Genomic DNA, 19,882 nt, shown 5'->3' on the forward strand with positions numbered 1-19,882 from the left:
CCACGCGCCGTCCCCCGCCGTCAGAAACCGTGATCGGAGAGCCAGAGGCGGACCAGCCCCTCCCGGGAGGGGTCGGCGCCGGCGGCGATTTCCAGATAGACGCGGAACGACGCGGCCGCCTCTTCGGCGCGGCCGGCCGCGTCGAACGCAAGCGCACTGTTGTAGTGCAACTCGGGTCTGTCCGGCGCGAGTTTCACCGCGCGAATGTAGGCCTCGACCGCGTCCGCGGCGCGACCCGTCTCCTCCAGCGCGGCGGCGAGGCCGGCCCAAGCGCGCCAGTCACGCCGATCTCGGCGCACCGCCCCTTGGTAGATCCTCACCGCCTCCTGCGCGCGTCCCGTCTCGACCAACGCGGCGCCCAAGTTGGTTCGGGCGCCGACATGGTCGCGATCCGCGGCTATCGCCGAACGGCTCCAGCGCTCCGCGTCTTTCCACCTGCCGAGGCGAAGCGAGAGGGAAGCGATCTGGTTCGCCGCCCGCGCCGACGTCGGGTCCTCCCGGAATGCGCGCATCGCGTCCTCGATCGCGCCGGCGGTATCGCCCCGGCGGGAACGTTCGATGGAGCCGGCGAGATCGCGTATCGATCGATTCCTCTCCGCCTCGCCCGCCTCGGAAATCCGCGCGGCGCTCCTGACCCGCCTCTCTCCCAGCGGCCGCGGAGCGGCGGGGGTTTCCGCGGTCGACCGCTTCGGCGCGGGAGCGGCCGGCTCCCGAACGGTGATTTCGGCCGCTTCGACGGCGGCCGGTGGCGTCCGGTCGATGCTCCCGGCGGGCCCCTCGGAGGAAGGTCCCGGTGCGACCGCTTCTTCCACGACCGGCGCGCCCTCCGCGGGGAGCGCCTCATCCGGAAGAGGCGGGCCGACGAGCGCGGGCGCAGCGGGCGCCGGGCGTGCGGAGGAAACGCGGATCGCGAACCCCTCGTCGTCGATCTCCGGAAGGAGCATGTCGCCCAAGGGACCCTGCCAGAGTCGCCAACCGATCCCCCATCCGACGGCGAGGCCGACGACGCACACGATCAACACCAGCGCGCGCCGCCGGAACCGTTCCCGCCGGTTCTCCCGAAACCGGATCGGCTCCGCGAAGCGAACCCGGTAGAGAGCGCCGGCCGGCGCGGCTTCCTCCGCCCCCGGTCCGGGCGGCGGCGCGGCCGCGGGAGAAGGCTGTGAGGCCGGCGGACTCGTCGTCCGGGCGCCCTCCTCGGCCGACGGGGAAACCGACTCCCTCGCGTCCCCTTCCCGCTCCAATCCTTCCCGCTCGCTCTCCTTGAGAGCCGAAGCGATCCCCTCTACGTCGTCGTCGGGTAGGAGGCAACGATCCACCCGCTCCGGCCCCTCCCGAACCATGGTCTCCTCGCGGCTCCGGTCCACGATCACTTACCCCCCAGGCGATCCATTTCGCTCCGCGCATATCGATCCGCGTCCTCGCCCACGACAAGCTGCGGCCGGAGCGTGATGACCAGTTCCACCCGAGTCGTGACCTTGTCGGTACGGCGGAACAGGTGCCCCAGCACCGGGATCTTGCCGAGGAAGGGGACCATGCTCACCTGTTCCGTGGCCCGGTCCTTCATCAGCCCGCCGATGATCAGCGTGTTATTGTTTCGCACGCGAACGACCGTGTCCACTTCGCGGATGTCGAGAACCGGCGCGTTGGCCAGCACGTCCGCGCCGGTCGCGCCGGGCGGGAAGACGTCCTCGCCGACCAGTTCGGTGAGCGACGGGTGGATGTTCATCATGATCTCGCCGTCGGCGCTGATCTGGGGAGTCACGTCGAGCACGAGGCCGATGGTCACCCGCTCCGGCTCGACGGTGAAGATCGGCGTCGTGGTGCCGTCGGAGTTCGTCTCGTAATCGATCCGCTGGGAGAAGAAGCTCTCCTCCCGGGCCACCTTGATGATCGCCTTCTGGTTGTTCATCGACGCCAACCGCGGCGAGCTGACCACCTTCACGTCTCCCTGGCTGGCGAGCGCGTCCAGGACGATGTCGAAATCCCCCTCGGACCAAGCGATCTCGAAAACCGCGTTCTGCGGGCTGAGCCTCTGCGCCGCCGCGCCGTCGTCGTTGCCGAAAACGCTCTGCACGTTGTTGCCCGTCCCGGGGATCCGGCTCCAGTCGATCCCCTGGTGGAACTCCTCGCTGAGGGACACCTCGAAGATGCGCGCCTCGATCAGCACCTGCCTGTGGGCGCTCCCCTCGATTCGTTCGAGGAAATCGGCGACCCGGTTCAGCTTGGCGAAGGGGGCGGTCACCATCACGATGCCGGAGAGCGGATTCACGACGAGCCGCTCCGCGCCCGCCCGCCCTTCATAACGCCCCGCGCCGAGAGGAAGACCCGGCGCGGTATTGATCACCACGCCCGTTTCGGCGTCGTCGAACACGATTTTCTCCAGCCCGGCGATGATGTCCGCCCAAGGATCGGCGGAGGTCTCGAGGTCCACCTGGACCCGGCTCTCTCCGTCCGACCCGCCGGAAGAGGAGGTCTGGGCGTCTTGGCTGCCGCCGCTCGACGCGGCGAGCCGCGTCTGGCCCGTCCGCACGCCCGTCACATAGTCCACGGTGAATATGCGGGTCTGCAGGCCGTCGCCATGCACGCGGAGAAGCCCGTTCCGAATGGTATAGGTAAAACCCGCCTGCTCGATGATCGCGTCCAAAGCTTCTTGGATCGGTATCTTTTGTACTTCGAGCGTCACCCGCCCCTGCACGTCCGAGTCGAGCACCAGGTCGAGGCCGGCCTGTTCGGCGACGGCGAAGAGCACGTTCCGGATCTCCGCCTCTCGGGCCACCACCGACACGGGCCGGTGCTCGGGGAGCGGAAGCGGCTCCTCCGACTCGGACGCGGTGATCCGAATCCGCTCCATCGGTTCCCGCTCTTCCGCGGGCGTTCCTCCCCCGGCCCGGTCCGGCGGCGCGGGAGGCGGCGCCTGGGATGCGCAACCGGCGAGCAGCGCCGCCGAGAGGACGGTCCAAATCATTTTATGTTTCATCTACCCGCTCCGTTCACCCGTACTCCGCGATTAAGGGGGACGATCTCGATCCATTCCCTGCCGTTTTCGCCTTCCACCAGAACGCGGCGGCCGTCCACGCCGATCACCCGGACGCCCCCCGCTTCCTGCCCGATCCGCGCCGCCCCTCCGCCGAGGAGGATCACCGGCTTCCCGCCGGCGTTGATCAGCGCGCGCACGTCGGGAGGGGAATGCTCCGCTCCCCCGGGGGCGGACGACGCCGTCGCGCGCGCTCCGATCGACCGGTGCTCCGGCCCGTAGCGTGCTTCCTCCGGGGCGGTGAGAAAGGGGGTGTTCCCCCATGGCCGCCCGGCGAGCGTCGGCGCTCCCATTTCTCCCCCCTCCGCGGCGGGGCTGAAAGAGGGAACCGGGTCCTGCATGCTCGCATCGGCGGCGATCTCCTCGAGCAGGGAGACGGGAACCGCCGTGAACCGTTCGCCCCAGAACCCATAAGAGGCGACGGCGAGACAGAGCGCGGCCGCGGCCCAGAGAGGAGCGGCCTCCCGCTTAAAGAGCATCGGGATCCCTCCCGTAGGTGGCGATCTCCATCTCCACGTCCAGCCGCGGATCGCCGCGCCGAATCTCCGCCGCGCGGATCTCCACGATGCGCGGCATCCGCTCCAACCCGTCCAGGAAGCGGACCAACGACCGGTAGGACGCGGCGAACCGCACCTCGTAGCTGTAGCGCGAACGGTCCGCCCTCACGCCGGCGGGGACGGCGTCCTCTTCCCAGGGATCCTCCCAACCATCCCCACCACCATCCTCGTCCTCCTCGACGTCGCCCGAGATCGCCCGCGTCTCCTCGAAGAGGGGCGTGGGCGGCCTCTCGACCAGACTGAAACCATCGAGGTCCACTTCGTCGGCCAGCTCGTTCAGCGCCGAGGAGAAGGAGAGACGTGTCTCGCCGGCGGGCACCGCTCCCTCGTAGGCGACGCGCACCGCCACCCACGCTTCCTCCTCCGTGTCCGACGGCTCGTCCCATTCGGCGATCCAATCGGCGAGCAGGCGGGTCTCCCTTTCCAGAGAAGCCCAGGCCGCTTTGTGGGAAGCGAGACGCGCGCGCTCCGCCCCCGCGCCCATGAGAAAAATCGCGAAAAGGACGACGCCGGCCGCCAGCGCGACCCTCGTGATTTTTCGTCCCTCCCCGTCGCGATGCACGCGCACCTTCCTACACCTCCGGTTCCGCGAGGACCACGAAGGAGAGTTCGCTCTCCCCCTCCGTATCCCCCCGAATCTCGATCGGCTCCACTTCGGCGTTCGCGAAGACCGGGCTCCTGCGGATCGCCTCATAGAAGCGGTTGAACTGCCGCTGCGCCTCGGTGCCGCTCGGCGCGCGGATCATCCCCTCGACACGGAGCAGAAGCGGCCCCTCCTCGTCATCGTAGGCGACCCGCTCCAACGCCAGCCCGTCGGTGGCGGCGAGGGACAACACGCGAAGCGCCTCGCCCAGGTCCTGGAGCGGCCGGCGACTCTCCTCCAGGAACGCGAGCCGGCGAAGCGCCTCGGTCCGGGCGGCGCGGATCTCATCCAACTCGATCGCCTCCCGGTTCGCCAGCTTCTGCCGGAACGCGTAGGCGCGGATCTCCGCGGCGAGCCCACGCTCGTGCGCCAGATGGACGCCGTGGAAGAGCGCCATCGCGCCGGCGAGGACGAGAAGCGCGGTCGCGCCGATCCGCACGGTCCGCCGCCGGGCGCTCCGCAGAATCGATGCTTCCGGCCGCAGGTCGATGTCCGGCGAGGCGGTCAGCCCCGAAACGGCGGCGGCGATGGCGCTCACCCAGCGGCCCGCCTCGCACTTCGCCTCCTCTCCCCCGCCGAAAAGTGAGGGGTCCAGGCCCACCGCGTCCGCCGTCCGCTCCACCCGCGCGTCGAAACGCTCGGCGCAGGCCGGAAGGATCGCATCGAAGCCCTCCAGGTCGCCGGAGATCAGGATCCGTCCGACCCCCTTCCCCTTCAATTGATGATTGAAGTAAAGAAGGGAGCGGCCGATCTCGCCGACGAGGTGATTGGACCAGGCCGGATCGAAGCGGAGAGGGCCGGCCGCGTCGTTCCCCTCCCGCGGAGAGGCGGGCATGCGGAATTCGCGGGCGAGAAGCAGGTCGCCGGCGAGCGTGAAGCCCACCGTCCCGATGGTCTCGCCGAAGTGGACGATCACCGTCCCGTGGTCGCGGTCCGTGTCGGACAGGGTCTCCCGGAGCAACCCGACGATCGCCGCCGCGGGGCTGATCAGCCGCTCCACCCGGAAGCCCGCTTCGCGTAGGCGGTTCACGATCCGCTCCGGCGCCTCCTTCTCGACGGAAACGGTGAGCAGGTCGCCCGACTCCTCTTCCCGGTAGGGGGCCCAGCTCACCTCCTGCCCCTGGGTCTTGCCGGAGGCGGGGGAGAAGTGCTGCTCCAGCGCTCGCCGGAGCCGGGCGCCCTTCATGGGCGGAAGCTGCAGCCGTTCGTGGCGGAGCGACAGGTCGGAGAGGATCGCCGTCACGCCGGGCCGGGCCGACCCCGTCGCGGCGCGCCCCCCGGCCTCCGGCTCGATCGACTCCCGGGCGACGGAGATCACGATCGCGGTCCCGTCGCGCCGGGCGCGGACCAGGCGGTCTTCTCCGGCTACATGCGCCAGTCCCCAGGCGCCGGCGTCCCGCGGGTGTCTCTTCTTCGTGTCGCGCGATCCGCCCATCATCACCCTCGGCCGTTGCCGTTCCCGTTGCCGTTGCCGTTGTTCCCTCCGCCGCCGGGCGGGGAATCCCCACCACCATCGTCCCCGCCGTCGTCGCCCCCGTCGTCGCCCCCCCCACCCGAAGGAGACCAGAGCAAAGCCTCGTACAGGTCGTCCCCCTCCCCCTCGTCATCCTCGCCGTCGGCGCCGAAGGAGTAGACCCTCCCCGAGTAGGCCGATTCTTTCTTATATCGATAGTCGTTGTCCCACGGGTCGGCGCGATCCAGCCGCTTCGAGTCGGGAGAGAGAAGGGGGTTGTCGGCGTAGACCGAACCGGCGAGCAGTCTCAGCTCCCGGAGCGCTACCACGGTCCTCTCCCGATCGAGAAGCCCCCGGAGGGACGCTTCGGGAATCACCCGCACCAGGTCGTTGGCGCCGGTCCGCCAGACGTCCTTCTTCACCGTCGCCGCGGGCTCCCCCGGCCCGTCGCTCAGCAGGATCCGGCCCTCCACGGCTTCGCCGTCCACCTTCTCGCATGCGCGGAAGACGATGCGGCCGCCCCAGGGATCGGCGAGCACGCACGACGCCGTGCCGGAGAGGTAGGGTCCGTTCCAGTCGTCCTCCTTCGAGGCGAGCAGCTCCGCCAACGCCTTGTCGTCCGTGCCGCCGGGGAACCCGCCCGTGTCGAGGTAGTAGCGCTCCACCCCATCGACGATCTCGTCGAAAAGCTCTTCCGTCTTCGCGCGCCACCCCTCATCCACGTCCTTGGTGCTGCCCGTCCGGACCATGTCCCGGTCCGTGTCGAGGACCCACCCCTTCTTGGTCCAGCGCGAATCGAGAATTCGGTCGTCGCCGGAACTGATCAGGACGAAATCCACCGGCGCGTTCATCCCCTGGACCGCCGCGGCGGGCTGGTAGGTGTAGGCCGCGCCCCAAGCGTCGAGAAGCACCTCGCGCGACAGGTTCCCGCCGCCGTTCACGTAGGGCCCATCCCATTCGGGCAGCGTCTCGGCGTTCACGACCAGCGCCGCGAGGCCGATCTTGGCGTCCGGGAGGCGGCCGCAGTCACGGTAGTAGGAGGCGAGCCCTTCCTCGAGAAACTCCATCTCCCGCTCCGTCGATTCCGAGCGGGACTGCTCGATCTGGCGGACCACGTAAGGGGTCATCGCTCCGGCGAGGATGCCGATCACCGCCAGCACCACCACGATCTCGAGGAGCGTGAAGCCGCCGGTCCTTTCCGTCCGTTTCCGTTTCATTCCTTTGCTTCCTCGCTGCCGCTCAGTGGATCGCCGAGGTGACCTCCATGAGCGGCATAAAAACCGCGAGCGCGGCGAATCCGACCATCACCACCAACCCCACGATCAGGAGAGGCGTCATGGCCGCGATCGTCTTTCGGAACAGATTCGGCATCTCCCGGTCGTAGTGCTGCGAAAGGTTCGACAGCATGCCGGGCAGGTCGCCGCTCGATTCGCCCACCATCGCCATCCTCACCACCACTTGCGGGAAACGCCCCGACCGCGCGAGGGCGCCGGAAAAGGTCTCCCCCGCGCGGATCCAGTCGAGCACGGCGCCGATTGCGCGCCCGATCACTCGGTTTCCCGTGCTGCTCTGGGAGAGGTCGAGTGCGCGCTCCAGCGAGATCCCCGACGCGAGGAGCGTGGCGAGCGTCCCCGCCATGCGGGAGAAGGCCGCCATCTTCACGATCCTCCCGAGGATCGGGAGGTTGAGGGCGATCCGGTCCGTCAGCATGCGGAAAGGGGGGTAGCGGCGGAGCCGTGGCCAGCCGATCGCTCCCAGGAAGACCGCCGCGAGAACGGCCGGCAACAGCCGCGAGCCGACGCCTCCGACGGCGAGAAGGATCCGCGTCGGGAGCGGGACCCCCACCTCCAGCGTCTCGAAGAGTCCCTCCAACCGGGGGAAGACGAAGAAGGTGAGGAGGGCCGCGAAGCCGAGAAGGGCGGCGAGCACCGTGACCGGGTAGGAGAAGGCGCGGCGCAGTTCCTGTTTCATCGCCTTGGACCGCTCCAGATGCTCCGTCAGCGAATCGAAGGCGAGAGGGAGCTTCCCGCTCTCCTCGCCGGCGCGCACTATGTTTATGTATAAATCGTCGAAAATCTCCGGGTGGGCGGCGAGGGATTCCGAAACCGAACCTCCTCCCTCGATCCGAACGATCACGTCGCCGAGGAGGTCCCGATAGGTCCGGCTCTCGCTCTGGCCGCGGAGGTCTTCCAGCACCTGAAGAAGCGGGATTCCGGCGTTGACCAGGCTCCCCATGGAGCGGGTGAATTCGATCCGTTCGTCTTCGCCGCCTCCCCGTCGCCCCAGGTCGATCCGGCGGCGTTTTCGCTCCTTCAACTCCAGAAGGGTCAGGGCGCGCTCGCCGAGAGACGCGCGCACCGTCGAGTCGTCCCGCGCGGCGATCTCCCCCCGCACCGGACTGCCGTCTGTCGCCACCGCCTCGTACCGGAATACTTTCATGATTCAACCGAATTCGTCTTGGCCATCAAGAGACCTTGGTCGTTATCCCATGTGTGGCGGAGCGCCTCCGCGACCGACGTCTCACCGCTGATCACCATGCGGCGCGCCTCGTCGAGCATGCTCACCATCCCCTCGCGCCTCGCCGCCGCGCCGATCGCCTCCGCCGCACCGCCGGCCACGAGAGCGTGCCCCACCGCGGGGGTGACGGTCAGCACCTCCGCCACGGCGCGCCGGCCGCGGTATCCCGTTCCGCCGCACCGTTTGCAGCCGCGGGCGCGATAGAGAGCGGTCGCCTCTCCCTCCGAAAGGCCGAGGGCGCTCAGCAGGATCGGATCCGGCGCGGGATCCGGCTCGCGGCAATCGACGCAGAGACGGCGGACCAGCCGCTGCGCCACCACCGCCACCAGCGTGCTGCCGAGCAGGAAGGGTTCCACCCCCATGTCGAGCAGCCTGGCGATCGCCCCGATCGCCGAGTTGGTGTGCAGCGTGGAGAGCACCAGGTGGCCGGTCATGGCGGCGCGGAGCGCGGTTTCCACCGTCTCGGCGTCGCGCATCTCGCCGACGAGAATCACGTCCGGGTCCTGGCGGAGCAGCGCCCGGAGCCCTTTGGCGAATGTGAAACCGGCCTGCACGTTCACCTGCGACTGGCGGACCACCGGCAGTTCGTACTCCACCGGATCCTCGAGGGTGGCGATCTTGCGATCCATCGTGTTGATCGCCTTGAGCGCCGCGTAGAGCGTGGTGGTCTTCCCCGATCCGGTGGGTCCCGTCACCAGGATGATCCCGGACGCGCGCTGGATGGCGGAGGAGAAAGCCCCCAGGTTTTGATCGGCGAAGCCCAGGTCCTCGAGACCGACCACGACCTTGCTCTTGTCGAGAAGGCGCATCACCACGTTCTCGCCGTGGATCGTGGGGAGCGTGGAAACCCGGATCATGATCTGGCGCCGGTCCACCTCGGCGGTGATCTTGCCGTCCTGGGGAAGGCGCGTTTCGGCGATATCCAGATCGGCCAGCAGTTTGATCCTCGCGGTCACGGCGGTCCGGAGTTCCAGAGGGAGGGTGATCGCCGAGACGAGGACGCCGTCGATCCGGTTCCTGGTGCGGACGATCCGCACCTCCGGCTCGACATGCACGTCGGTCGCCCCCCGGCGCACCGCCTCGCGGATGATGGCGTCCACCAGGCGCACCACCGGTTGCTCGCTGACGATGCCGTGGATCTCTTGATGGCGGGAGGAGCGGCTCGCCTTCGCCGCCTCCTCCACGAGCGCGTCGAGAGACTTGCGGACGTCCACGCCGAAGGCCCGGTCCAACGCCGCCAGCACCTCCGACTCCGGCGCCGCCAGCGCCTCCACCGCCCTCCCGGTGAGTTGGCTCACCTCGTCCACGGTCAACACGTCGAAGGAGTTGGCCATGGCGACGCGGAAGAGATTGGCGTCCACGTCAAGCGGGAGAAGGGATCGCTCCCGGCAGAAGGACTCGTCGAGAAGGGCGAGCGCCTCCTTGTTCGGCTCGAACTCGCTCAGCTGCACCTGTTCCAGGCCGGCCTGGTTGGCCAGACTGGAAGTGATCTCCTGTTCGGTGGTGAAACCGAGCGCGACCAGGATCTCGCCGATCCGGCCGCCCGTTCTCTCTTGCTCTTTCAGGGCAAGCGAGAGCTGCGCCTCGGAGATGCAGCCCCGTTCGACGAGCCGCTCCCCGAGGCGTCCCCCGCCCTTCGCCGTAATGGTGCGCCGTTCCGTCATGTGGATGGACGCCCCCGGGCGCGCATCGCGCGCCGTCCGCGCTAACGCTTGATCAGGAAACCCACGTCGTCCCCCTGGACATCCGTGTCGTCCGTGTCCGTGTCGAGCACGCCGTCGGGACCGGCCGAGATGATCCAGACCGGAGCGTTTCCGGCCGCCATAACGGTCGGATGAAGGCTGGCGACGTTGCACCAGTACTGGCGCCCCCACGGATCGGTCTTCATCTTGATCGCATAGGGACCGTTCCAGCGGTTTTCACCGGTGACGTCGTACTTGTTCTTGTTCTTGCCGCCCGGCTTGTTGTCCACGAGCTGGTTGTCATAGCTGTCCGTGACGTTCAGCTTCCCCCAACCCGTAACCTTCGTGCCGAGGGTGGGCGCGGTGCCGTTGGCGTTCTGGAGCAGTTCCACCTCGTACTCGCCCTTGGTGTTCCGGGTCGGCCAACGCCCCGTGTCCTTGTAGAAATCGGTGACGGACGTGGCGATCATCTCCGCGTCCTTCTGGGCCCGAACCGTTTTGGAATCCTCGAGATGCTTGACGATGGTGGGGACCATCACCGCGGCGAGGATCGCGATCACGCCGATCACGGCGACGATCTCGACAAGAGTGAAACCCTGGCTTCGACGCACGCTCCTGCTGCGCATACTTTCCTCCTTGATCTTTGATAAGTTGCACAACACACCGGAGACGCGGCTACCCGTAGCCGCGCCGCCGGAGACAATCGCTCTCGACCGGTGGTCGGTCTAAGTGAATGATCGGCAACCTTTAAGCGGGACTTGATTCGCAGGGCTTTCCGGGGCGGGCCCGGCGGCCTCGACCGGTGCGTCGAGGGACAGCTTCGTCGTTTTTTGCGGTTTTTCGCGGTTTCTCGCGGCCGGGCGGGAGCGGGATGGGGCGCGCCGCCGCCACGGTCGAGAGGGGGCTCCTCCCTCTCGTCCCGTCCCGTCCTGTACATTTTAATAGGAAAGAAAAAGCCGGGGCGCCCGGCGTTCCGGGGCCCCGGCGGCGGGGATCATCGCGAGAGGAGTCTGTCCAACCTCCAGCGAATCGTGTTCCGAAACGCGTGTCCGTTTCCGTCGTACTCATCCGACACGAAACGGATCCTCCCCTCTTCATCGATCCAGTAGACCGTGGGGAGGGCGCTCAGCCGGAAGGCGCGCGCCGTCTCTTCCCAGTCGGGCTCGCCGGCGGTGAGAAGCGTGGTGATGCCGATCTTCTCGTCCCGCAGGTAAGGACGCACGAGCCAGAAGTCCCGGTCCGTGTCGATCGTGAGGAAACGGACGTTCCGGTCCCGGTACTCGTCGGCGACCGCCTGCAGGTGCGGGAGCATCTCCCGGCATGGTTCGCACCAAGTGGTCCAGAAGACGATCACCGCCGCTCCGCCGCGAAGGTCCTCGAGAGCGACCGTTTCGCCGTCCAACGAAACGAGAGAGAAATCGGGCGCCGGACGAGGATCCGGCTCGGCGAGTGCGTCCCGTTTGCGAACCGCTTCCGCCCGCGTAGTCCGGTGTTCCACCTCCTCGCGGAGGGCCGAATCCCTCTCGACGATCCGATCCAGAAGCGGCCCCGCCTCCTCCTCGCCGCCGTCCCGCGCGCGGACGAGAGGATCGACGGCGTCGAAAGCCTTCCCCGCCTCGAGAAGCGCCGCGCCGTAATGATAGAGAACGCGCGGGAAATCGCTCTCCGCCGCGGCCCGCAGTTCCTCCAACGCCTCACCGGTCCGGCCGTCTCGGAAAAGCGCCCAGCCGTAACCGTCGCGGATCATGAGATAGGCGGCGTTCAGATCGGGCAGGACGGACGCCTCCGTGCCCGGGTCCTGGATCCACTCCCGGAGGGTCTCCTTGGCGCGCGCGCCCAGACGAACCGCCTCCGCCGTCCCTTGCCCCGACTCGGCCAGAAGGAAACAGAGGGCCGAAAGCACCTCGGGATCCTCGGTCTCTCCGGCGATGCGCGTCGCCAAGGCCACGCCCCGGTTCGGCGCCGGCGTGCCCAGATAATCCTCGACGAGACGGATGCCGATCTCCGTCGCTTTCGGACCGTCCGGATGAAGAAGCAAATAGCGTTCGAAGTTTTCGATCCGCTCCGTCGCGTCCTCCGCTCCGATCGCCTCCATGGCGGCGGTGCGCTCGTCCAAAAGATCCTCCGGCCTCATCCCGACCCGGCCGAGGGCGACCAGCGCGCGGGCGTACTCCTCACGGAAACGGGGATCGCTGCGGAACACGTCCTCGGCGAGCCGGAAAGACTCGGCCGCCGCGTCGTAATCGTCGCGCGATACTTCGGCCAAGCCGGCCAGATAGTGGGAGCGGGCGATCCGTTCCCGCTTCATCCGCCCCCATGAGCGGAGCGGTATGTCGGCGGGCCTTTCCGACTCCTCGGCGAGGGCACCCCCCCGCCGGGCGAGGGCGAGCGCCTCTTCGGCGCGAACGCCGGAGCGGAGGTACGCCTCGGCGACGATCAACACGCGATCGGGATCGTTCCCGTCTTCGGCGAGGAAAGCCGCCGCCTCGCGCTCCACGGCGCGCTGGAGAGAACCGTCCGCCGGCCGGTTCTCCGACTCCCGCCAACCGCCGCTCGCCGCCACACCGAAGAGCAGGGTGCGCACGCGGTCGCTCCAGGGGCCATCCGGGTATTCCTCCAGAAAGCCGATCATCGCGCGGGCGCGGGCGCCGGGATCCGGCTCCGCGCATGCCATGTAGAAAGCGACCCTCTCTCCGTCCTCCGCCGCGCAGACGGCCGCCGGTGCGCCCGCCGAAACGACGAGGACCAGGAAAAGGACCGACGCCGATCCCGCGATTCTCCCTCTCATCACGCTCCTCCTCTCGGGGGCGGCCGGCGCCGTCCGGCCCGGCCGTCTCCATTGACACCAGGGTAACCCGCCGGCGGTTCCGGGGCCACCGGATCCGACGGACCCGCACGCGCCTTGACCACTCTACCGCCGGAGGGCTAGCCTGGGGACGCGGAGACCCTTCCCCGTCCACGACGGAGGTGCCCGGTGTCACGACGGAAAACCGTTCTGATCGTTCTCGTCCTCGCCGCCGTTCTCTTCATCCTCGCCGCCGGCGCCGTGGGCGCTCTCTATGTGGTATTTTTCCGCCCCTCCGCGCCGGGGATCAGCGACGAATCGGTGCTCGTCATCGACCTGACCGAACCGATAGAGGAGAGAGCGGAAGAGACGCTCTGGGCCGCCCTTCACCGTTCACGACCGGTGAACCTGGTCGCGGCTTCCCGTCTGATCCGGCGGGCGGCGGACGACGACCGGATCGGGAGGGCGGTGCTTCTGGTCGGTCCGTCCCCCGGCTTCGGCTGGGCCGCCGCCGCCGAGATCCGCGGAGCGGTCGCCTTCTTCCGCGATTCCGGCAAACCGGTAGACGCCTACATCGACGCCGCCGACGACCTGGGCTATTCCATCGCCGCCGAGGCGGATCGGGTGTTCCTCTCTCCGAGCGGCCTCCTGCTCGTGGACGGCCTCTACGGCCGCGTGTTCTTCTACAAAAACCTCCTCGGAAGGGCGGACATCCGGTTCGACGAGATTCACGCCGGATCCTACAAATCCGCGCCCGAAAGCTTTACGCGCGAATCGATTTCCGGGCCGGCGCGTGAGCAGATGGACGCGCTTCTCGACGATCTGTTCGATGAATACCTGGGGGCGATCGCCGGGGCGCGGGGATCGGACGCCGGATGGGCGCGCAGGGCGGTGGACGACGGGCCCTACCTTCTCCCCGAGCGAGCGGTGGAGGCCGGGCTGGCCGACTCGGTCCTCGCCCTGCCGGATTTCGAGCGGGCCGCAGGCATCGACGAAGAGGGGAAATCCCTCACCCTCGCGGAGTACGGGAAGGGGTCGGCCGACGGTTTCCGCTTCGGAGGCGCGGAGTTCGCGTTGATCCACGTGGTCGGCGAGATCCTCCCCGGGCCGGACCGCCGGGAACCGGTCGGCGGTCCGATCGCCGGCGCGGAAACGATCATCGGGGCGATCCGGGAGGCCGCCGAGAACGACCGTTACGACGCGATCCTTCTCCGAGTCTCCAGCCCGGGAGGATCGGTCGGCGCTTCCGACGCGATCCGCGAGGAAGTGGTCCGCGCGAGGGAGAAGAAACCGGTGGTGGTCTCCATGGGAGACGTGGCCGCCTCGGGCGCGTATTGGATCGCCTCCGGCGCCGACGGGATCGTCGCCCAACCGGCCACCATCACCGGGTCGATCGGCGTTTTCCTCCTCCGCCCCGTCCTGGAACGCTTTTATGAGCGTTTCGGCGTGGGGCGAGAAGAGTTCCTCCGCGGGGAGCACGCCGATATCTTCTCCACGCCCCGGGCATGGAACGAGGAGGAGAAGGAGAGGATCGGCCGCGGAATCGACGGAATGTACTCTCTCTTTCTCGAGCGGGTCGCCGAGGGGCGCGGGATGAGCGTCGCGCGGGTCGATTCTCTCGCCGGCGGAAGGGTTTGGAGCGGCAAGGCGAGTTATAACAACGGGTTAGTGGACAGAATCGGCGGATTCGACGTGGCGGTCCGTTTCGCCGCCGAATTGACGGGGATCGATCCGGACGCCCGCGTGCGTCTCCATCTCCTCCCCGCGGAGCGGTCGCTGATCGAACGCATCCGTGAGGGGGACTGGGGGATCGCGCGCGCCGGCGAAGACGCAACCATATCTATATTAGAAAGTTATGGTCTGCCCTCCGCCGAAATCCTCCCATTCGGGCCGGAGGGTGGGCCCCTTCGGGCCCGCATCCCCTACCGCATCTCGATCCGCTGAAATACCGCAAGAGAAACAGTCGCATGAAATCTCCCCCCCCCGAACCGGCCGTTCATTATCCGTGTCGGCCGAAAGGAAACGCCGCTCGATTCACGTCAAGAATCGTAACTTCCGCCGGAAAAAATAGATCCCACCTCTTTTTATTGCAATTCGTTATGCGATATGGTAAACTGCGTCCGAGTCAAGGTAGCTCTGGCCGATTGTTCCATTGTTGGAGGTTATTGGTAATTCCTTTTGCGGGTAGCCGTTATGGGGTACCTGTCCCCGGTTACGGCCCGCAGAAAAGGGAGGAAGGGAATCGATGAGATTGCTAACGATCCTGGCTACGCTCGCCGCGCTTGGACTCCTTTTCGTTCCGGCGGCCGAGGCGGACCTGCTGCTGCTCGACTACTTCGGGTATGACTACACCACCCCCGCCCCCAGGGACTTCACTGCCGATGGACAGGAGTACATCGCCGTCGGTGATGTGACGGACATCAACCCGGCGGCGCTTGCGACGGACCCGCTGAACAACCAGTACACCTTCGTGCTCCGCGCCGGGACGCTGACCTCCGCGGATACGGTGTGGACCCCCTTTGGAGACGTCGCCACCTACCAGTTCAATGACGGCGACGGTACCTTCCACATCTACGAGGACCCGATCGCGACCGGCACGGACCGGGATTGGGGATCCTATCCGCCGAACGTCACCGCCCCCGCCTATTTTGAAGACGGAACCTTGATTCTGGGCGCCACTTTCACTAACTTGACCATTAAGGTGAAGCTGGCCGATTGGACCGCGAACCTGAACGGCACCCTCCACTTCTACTGCGGCGAGGGGTGGGGTTCGCTTCCCTGCTACGAGGGATGGACCTTCGCGGGTGAGACGATCGAGCCGGGACAGCCGGACGGCTACATGTGGACCATCGACGGTCTGGTTTACGTCGAGGAAATCTCGACGGAAACGACCAGCTGGGGAGACCTGAAGGGCCTCTTCCGCTAGAGATGATCCGGGTTTTTAAGTACGATAGCGCCGGGTTCCATGCCGGACCCGGCGCGGACTCAGGGCGTTCAGGATAGGGGGGTATCAACTTATGCGAGATTTGCTAAGGCCGATCTTGCTGGGGGCGGTTTGCCTTTGGGCCGTCGTCCCGGCGTTCGCGGTGCAAGGAGTCATCATGGATTGGGCTCCGGACAGTTATGGATGGGAGACCATCTATAACCCCGTAACCCACATCAGCACCGTGGGATCCGAGTTGACCGTTGTCGGCAAGATCGACGTGTTTTACGAGCCGTTCTTGGATCTCGACCCGGTCGCGACCGAATACACGTTCATTTTCCAGGGTCTCGTCTCCGACGGCACCCAAGATATCGGTAGCGGCATGCTGTACACGACCTACAGCGGCGGCTCCTTCGCCATTTATCAGGACCCGGCCAATAACGCCGATTTCGGCACGAATCCGCCGAACGCGGTTTCCCCGGCCACCTTCGTCGACGGCGATCTGATCCTCGAGGGGACGCTCTCCGGCTTCTTTGTCTGGGGATCGACGGGTCCCGGCGGTTATGCCGCGACCTATCAGGCTGATTTCGAGTTCACCGGACCGATGGGCGACGAGAAAGCCCGCGGCGAGTTCTACGACCGCGTGCAGGGCTGCTACGGCACCACCGGCGGCGCCATTTCCGACGATCCCGGCATCGGGATTCCGATCGGATACAGCTATGTCGTGGATGGCCATCTGACCGTGGATGACTGCCGTCCCATCGGCACGGAAGACAGCAACTGGGGCGATGTGAAGCAGCTCTTCCGCTAGCACGAATACGCAGCAGCAGCATACAGGATCGTTGATCGGCCCCGGGGCTCATCCCGGGGCCGGTTTTTTTGCCCGCCGGCGGGCGGTGCGCCCGCTCGCCTCTCCTTGTCGTGTGCGTTCTAACCTGGTCTTTCGGGAAAAAATACGGTATAATGGTCGACATCTCGCCGGGTGGAAACCAGCCGGTTTTCATCGAGTCGTTGACGTGAAACATGTAAGAGGTCTTTCCGACATGCGGATTGCTGTGATTAGCCCCCTGGTCATTGGTCTGCTCATCGCCGCGCCGATCTTCGCGCAGACGGCGGTGATCGAACTCGATATAGACGGCGTATCCGGAAACGGCCCCGACCTGTGGATGCCCTCCATCGGTGATTCGGTGGACGTGGATGTCCTCCTGTACGGCGACCCGCCCCCCGACGATGTCTGCTCCTTTTTTATCTCGGTCTTCGCGGCGGGTGACGTGGAATGTGCCCGTTGCGTCTACCGGACCCCTCCGGGATGGAGAACCACCACCCCTCGGAACGGCGACGGCCTCCTTCTTCAGGGGATGGACCCCACCTTCACATCCCCACTGCAGATGCCGGCCGTGATCGCCACGCTCACCCTCCGGGCGAGCGTCGTCGCCTCGGGGAGCGGGCTCCACATCGACGAGTCCAGCTGGTTCGCCACGGCGACCGGGAACCGCATCTACCCGGCCGTGGACGGCGGAGCGATCGAAATCGAGGCGCTCGCCGCCGAGAAGAGCTCCTGGAGCGACCTGAAACGCGCCTACCGTTAGGCGCCGAAGCCGTTATTCGCCCAGGCTCGGATGCACCCGGTGACTCTTCCCCTCCCTTCGTTCCGCGAGGGTGCTTCTTGATCTTCGCCGTCCTTCGTCTGGATATCCGCTCCAACTTGTGCTATAATTTTAACTTACTGCTCCCCCCCACTTTGCCCGATCCTTCAATTCAGGAGTAAGACATGAGACGATGGCTATCGCTGTTCATCGGAACCATCCTTCTGGTTCTCGGCGCGACCGCCACCGCGGCGATCGCGTCCGACGCGGACCGCGCGTTGCTCGCGGTCGAGGATCCGGCGCCCGAGTGGAAGGCGACACTTCTCCATGCCGGCGTGCCGGTGGTGCGCGATCTGGGCGGGTTCCTCCTCGTCGTCGCCGGTCCGGAGGAGGCCGCCCGCGTGAAGGCGCTCGGCATTCCCTCCGTGACGCTCGATTCCTCGACCGAGGGAAAGACCTACTTCGTCGCCGGCCTCAGGGACGGCGCCCTCGTCGAGACGATCGAACGGCGCGTGCGGGTTCTCTATTTCGACGGCGGCAACGCCGTGATCGAGGCCTCGCCCGACGAGGCGGCCGCCATCGCCGAGCGGGGCATCGAACTCGCCCGTGTCTTCTTCCGGCCCGTCCGGCTCCCGTCGGAAGAGAAACCGGCCGCGGCGGCCCGCTCCCGCGCCGCGGATCCTTTCATCCAGCAAATGGTCGACTCGGTCGACATCGACGTCTTCGACGCGAACGTCCAGCGCATGCAGGATTTCGTGACCCGCTACTGCACCAGCGACAGCGGCGAAGCGGCGATGCACTGGATCAAGGCCGAGTACGAGTCCTACGGCATCGACAGCGTCTACATCCACGATTTCAACGCCTCCTACAACGGGAACGTGGTCGCCACCATCCCCGGCAAAGGGGACCCGAGCAAGATCGTGCTGATCGGCGGCCACTACGACTCCATCAACCCGAGCAACAACAACAACGCCCCCGGCGCGAACGACAACGCCACCGGCACCGCCTGCGCCATGGAGTGCGCCCGGGCGCTCGCCGGCTACGACTTCAACTACACCCTCGTGTTCATGGCTTTCGGCGCCGAGGAGATCGGGCTCTACGGGAGCGACGGCTACGCGAGCATGGCCGCCGCCCGGGGGGATGACATCATCGCCGCCGTCGCGGTGGACATGATCGGCTATGTCGCCTCGGGCGATGCGATGGACCTGGACATCGTGGACAACGCCTCCTCCGAATGGATCCGCGATCTGGTCTTCCAGGCGGCGACGGACTACGTGCCCGGTTTCTCGGTCGTGGACGGCTACATCCCCTCCGGCGCGAGCAGCGACCACGCCTCCTTCTGGGACGCCGGTTACGACGCCGTCCTCTTCTTCGAGGACAGCGACAACTACAGCCCCTACATTCACAGCGCCGACGACGTGGTGGGGCTCTCCTACAACTCGCCCGCGCTCGCCGAGAATTCGGTGAAGCTGGCGGTGGCGACCATCGCTTCCATCGCCGAACCCTTCACCCTCGGCATCGTGCATGAGCCGCTCACGGACACGGAAAACACCTCCGACCCGTACACGGTGACGGCGACGGTCAACGCCGCCGGCACGCTCGACACCGACTCGCTCCTGGTGCGCTACGATATCGGCTCCGGCTGGAACGAGATTCCCCTCGAGCCGTCGGGAGGGGCGGGCGAGTACGAGGCGGAGATACCGGCCCAACCGGGCGGCACCTTCGTGGATTACTATCTGCTCGCCTCCGACGAGAGCGGCAACCGAAAGACCCATCCCGCCGGCGCCCCGGCGGAGACCCACTCCTTCTTCGTCGGCGCCATCACGTCCTTCTACTCCGACGACTTCGAGAGCGATCAGGGATGGACGGTGGGAGCGGAGGGCGACGACGCCACGACGGGGATCTGGGAGCGGGGGGATCCGCAGGGGACGACCAGCGGCGGCCAGGTGCAGCCCGAGGACGACCACACTCCGGCGCCGGGCGTGAATTGCTACGTCACGGGCCGCCTCGCCGGGACGAGCGCCGGCTCCTACGACATCGACGGCGGCATAACGACCCTCCTCTCACCCGTCTTCGATCTCTCCGCCTACAATCGCGCCGGCGTCTCCTACTGGCGTTGGTACACGAACAGCATGGGAGCGAGCCCCGGCGAGGACGACTGGCGGGTCTCGGTGAACGACGGCTCCGGTTGGGTCGATCTGGAAAACACCACCGAGAGCCGGAACAGCTGGACCGAGATGGTCTTCCGCCTGGACGAGGTGATCGATCTCACCTCTACCGTACAGTTCCGCTTCATCGCCGGCGACGAAGGCTCCGGCTCGTTGGTCGAGGCGGCGCTCGACGATTTCGCGATTTTCCTCTACGAGGAGATCTCCACGGGCGTCGCCGGGAACGGGACGGGGGCGCCGGCACGCGTCGCCATCACGGGCAACGCGCCGAACCCCTTCAACCCGACCACCGTCATCCGTTACACCCTTCCGGAGAGGAGCGACGTGCGGCTCGATCTCTACGACGTGAACGGACGGCTGGTGCGTGCGCTCGTCCGCGGCGCGCGGGACGCCGGCGATCGGGAAACGGTTTGGGACGGCCGCAACGACCGGGGGGAACCGGTCGCCTCCGGCGTCTACCTCTGCCGCCTGCGGGCGGGCGACCGTGGGGACAGCCGCAAGATCGTGCTTCTCCGGTAACGGAGCGGCGGG

The 19,882-nt window shown here is 67.1% G+C and carries 15 protein-coding genes; 5 read left to right on the forward strand and 10 right to left on the reverse strand.

Annotated elements, in window-relative coordinates:
* Positions 1-20: 20 nt before the first annotated feature.
* The 10 genes from JW958_13320 to JW958_13365 all read right to left on the reverse strand — a co-directional run bounded on the left by JW958_13320 (position 21) and on the right by JW958_13365 (position 12,677).
* Positions 21-1,367, reverse strand: a complete 1,347-nt coding sequence (locus JW958_13320) for a tetratricopeptide repeat protein (protein ID MBN1827232.1) — start codon at positions 1,365-1,367, stop codon at positions 21-23.
* 2 nt (positions 1,368-1,369) lie between these two features.
* Positions 1,370-2,980, reverse strand: a complete 1,611-nt coding sequence (locus tag JW958_13325; GenBank protein ID MBN1827233.1) for a hypothetical protein — start codon at positions 2,978-2,980, stop codon at positions 1,370-1,372.
* Positions 2,977-3,516 carry a hypothetical protein gene (locus tag JW958_13330; GenBank protein MBN1827234.1) on the reverse strand — a complete coding sequence of 180 codons (540 nt, stop codon included), beginning with the start codon at positions 3,514-3,516 and terminating at the stop codon, positions 2,977-2,979. Before JW958_13330 ends, JW958_13325 begins: the two co-directional genes overlap by 4 nt.
* Positions 3,506-4,162 carry a hypothetical protein gene (locus tag JW958_13335; GenBank protein ID MBN1827235.1) on the reverse strand — a complete coding sequence of 219 codons (657 nt, stop codon included), beginning with the start codon at positions 4,160-4,162 and terminating at the stop codon, positions 3,506-3,508. The genes JW958_13330 and JW958_13335 overlap by 11 nt, the downstream gene beginning before the upstream one ends.
* A gap of 4 nt (positions 4,163-4,166) precedes the next feature.
* Positions 4,167-5,672: a hypothetical protein gene (locus JW958_13340; GenBank protein ID MBN1827236.1), complete on the reverse strand. Its 1,506-nt coding sequence runs from the start codon at positions 5,670-5,672 to the stop codon at positions 4,167-4,169.
* A gap of 2 nt (positions 5,673-5,674) precedes the next feature.
* Positions 5,675-6,907, reverse strand: coding sequence for a type II secretion system protein GspG (locus JW958_13345; protein ID MBN1827237.1), 1,233 nt, complete (start codon positions 6,905-6,907; stop codon positions 5,675-5,677).
* A gap of 22 nt (positions 6,908-6,929) precedes the next feature.
* A complete protein-coding gene (locus JW958_13350; GenBank protein ID MBN1827238.1) occupies positions 6,930-8,129 on the reverse strand; it encodes a type II secretion system F family protein in 1,200 nt (399 codons plus the stop codon).
* Positions 8,126-9,871: a type II/IV secretion system protein gene (locus JW958_13355; protein ID MBN1827239.1), complete on the reverse strand. Its 1,746-nt coding sequence runs from the start codon at positions 9,869-9,871 to the stop codon at positions 8,126-8,128. Before JW958_13355 ends, JW958_13350 begins: the two co-directional genes overlap by 4 nt.
* 41 nt (positions 9,872-9,912) lie before the next feature.
* Positions 9,913-10,515, reverse strand: coding sequence for a type II secretion system protein GspG (locus JW958_13360; protein MBN1827240.1), 603 nt, complete (start codon positions 10,513-10,515; stop codon positions 9,913-9,915).
* A 368-nt stretch (positions 10,516-10,883) separates the two neighbouring features.
* Positions 10,884-12,677 carry a redoxin domain-containing protein gene (locus JW958_13365; protein ID MBN1827241.1) on the reverse strand — a complete coding sequence of 598 codons (1,794 nt, stop codon included), beginning with the start codon at positions 12,675-12,677 and terminating at the stop codon, positions 10,884-10,886.
* A 186-nt stretch (positions 12,678-12,863) separates the two neighbouring features.
* Here JW958_13365 and sppA point away from each other — a divergent pair, with 186 nt between their 5' ends.
* From sppA to JW958_13390, 5 genes are all read left to right on the forward strand, one after another.
* Entirely contained in the window at positions 12,864-14,618 is a 1,755-nt protein-coding gene (gene sppA / locus JW958_13370) for a signal peptide peptidase SppA (protein ID MBN1827242.1), read from the forward strand.
* A 301-nt stretch (positions 14,619-14,919) separates the two neighbouring features.
* Positions 14,920-15,600 carry a hypothetical protein gene (locus JW958_13375; protein ID MBN1827243.1) on the forward strand — a complete coding sequence of 227 codons (681 nt, stop codon included), beginning with the start codon at positions 14,920-14,922 and terminating at the stop codon, positions 15,598-15,600.
* A 175-nt stretch (positions 15,601-15,775) separates the two neighbouring features.
* Positions 15,776-16,408, forward strand: a complete 633-nt coding sequence (locus JW958_13380) for a hypothetical protein (GenBank protein MBN1827244.1) — start codon at positions 15,776-15,778, stop codon at positions 16,406-16,408.
* A 232-nt stretch (positions 16,409-16,640) separates the two neighbouring features.
* Complete coding sequence (locus tag JW958_13385) at positions 16,641-17,186, forward strand: hypothetical protein (GenBank protein MBN1827245.1); 546 nt, start codon at positions 16,641-16,643, stop codon at positions 17,184-17,186.
* Positions 17,187-17,368: 182 nt separating this feature from the next.
* On the forward strand, positions 17,369-19,870 hold the full coding sequence (locus tag JW958_13390) for a M20/M25/M40 family metallo-hydrolase (GenBank protein ID MBN1827246.1): 2,502 nt from the start codon (positions 17,369-17,371) through the stop codon (positions 19,868-19,870).
* The last annotated feature ends 12 nt before the right edge of the window (positions 19,871-19,882 follow it).

The sequence above is a fragment of the Candidatus Eisenbacteria bacterium genome (genome assembly GCA_016930695.1).
Taxonomy (GTDB): Bacteria; Orphanbacterota; Orphanbacteria; order Orphanbacterales; family Orphanbacteraceae; genus JAFGGD01.

Coding starts and splice junctions, on each gene's coding strand:
- JW958_13360 (MBN1827240.1), bottom strand. CDS start 10,515: ATGCGCAGCAGGAGCGTGCGTCGAAGCCAGGGTTTCACTCTTGTCGAG.
- JW958_13375 (MBN1827243.1), top strand. CDS start 14,920: ATGAGATTGCTAACGATCCTGGCTACGCTCGCCGCGCTTGGACTCCTT.
- JW958_13355 (MBN1827239.1), bottom strand. CDS start 9,871: ATGACGGAACGGCGCACCATTACGGCGAAGGGCGGGGGACGCCTCGGG.
- JW958_13330 (MBN1827234.1), bottom strand. CDS start 3,516: ATGCTCTTTAAGCGGGAGGCCGCTCCTCTCTGGGCCGCGGCCGCGCTC.
- JW958_13325 (MBN1827233.1), bottom strand. CDS start 2,980: ATGAAACATAAAATGATTTGGACCGTCCTCTCGGCGGCGCTGCTCGCC.
- JW958_13385 (MBN1827245.1), top strand. CDS start 16,641: ATGCGGATTGCTGTGATTAGCCCCCTGGTCATTGGTCTGCTCATCGCC.
- JW958_13350 (MBN1827238.1), bottom strand. CDS start 8,129: ATGAAAGTATTCCGGTACGAGGCGGTGGCGACAGACGGCAGTCCGGTG.
- JW958_13365 (MBN1827241.1), bottom strand. CDS start 12,677: ATGAGAGGGAGAATCGCGGGATCGGCGTCGGTCCTTTTCCTGGTCCTC.
- JW958_13390 (MBN1827246.1), top strand. CDS start 17,369: ATGAGACGATGGCTATCGCTGTTCATCGGAACCATCCTTCTGGTTCTC.
- JW958_13340 (MBN1827236.1), bottom strand. CDS start 5,672: ATGGGCGGATCGCGCGACACGAAGAAGAGACACCCGCGGGACGCCGGC.
- JW958_13345 (MBN1827237.1), bottom strand. CDS start 6,907: ATGAAACGGAAACGGACGGAAAGGACCGGCGGCTTCACGCTCCTCGAG.
- JW958_13380 (MBN1827244.1), top strand. CDS start 15,776: ATGGATTGGGCTCCGGACAGTTATGGATGGGAGACCATCTATAACCCC.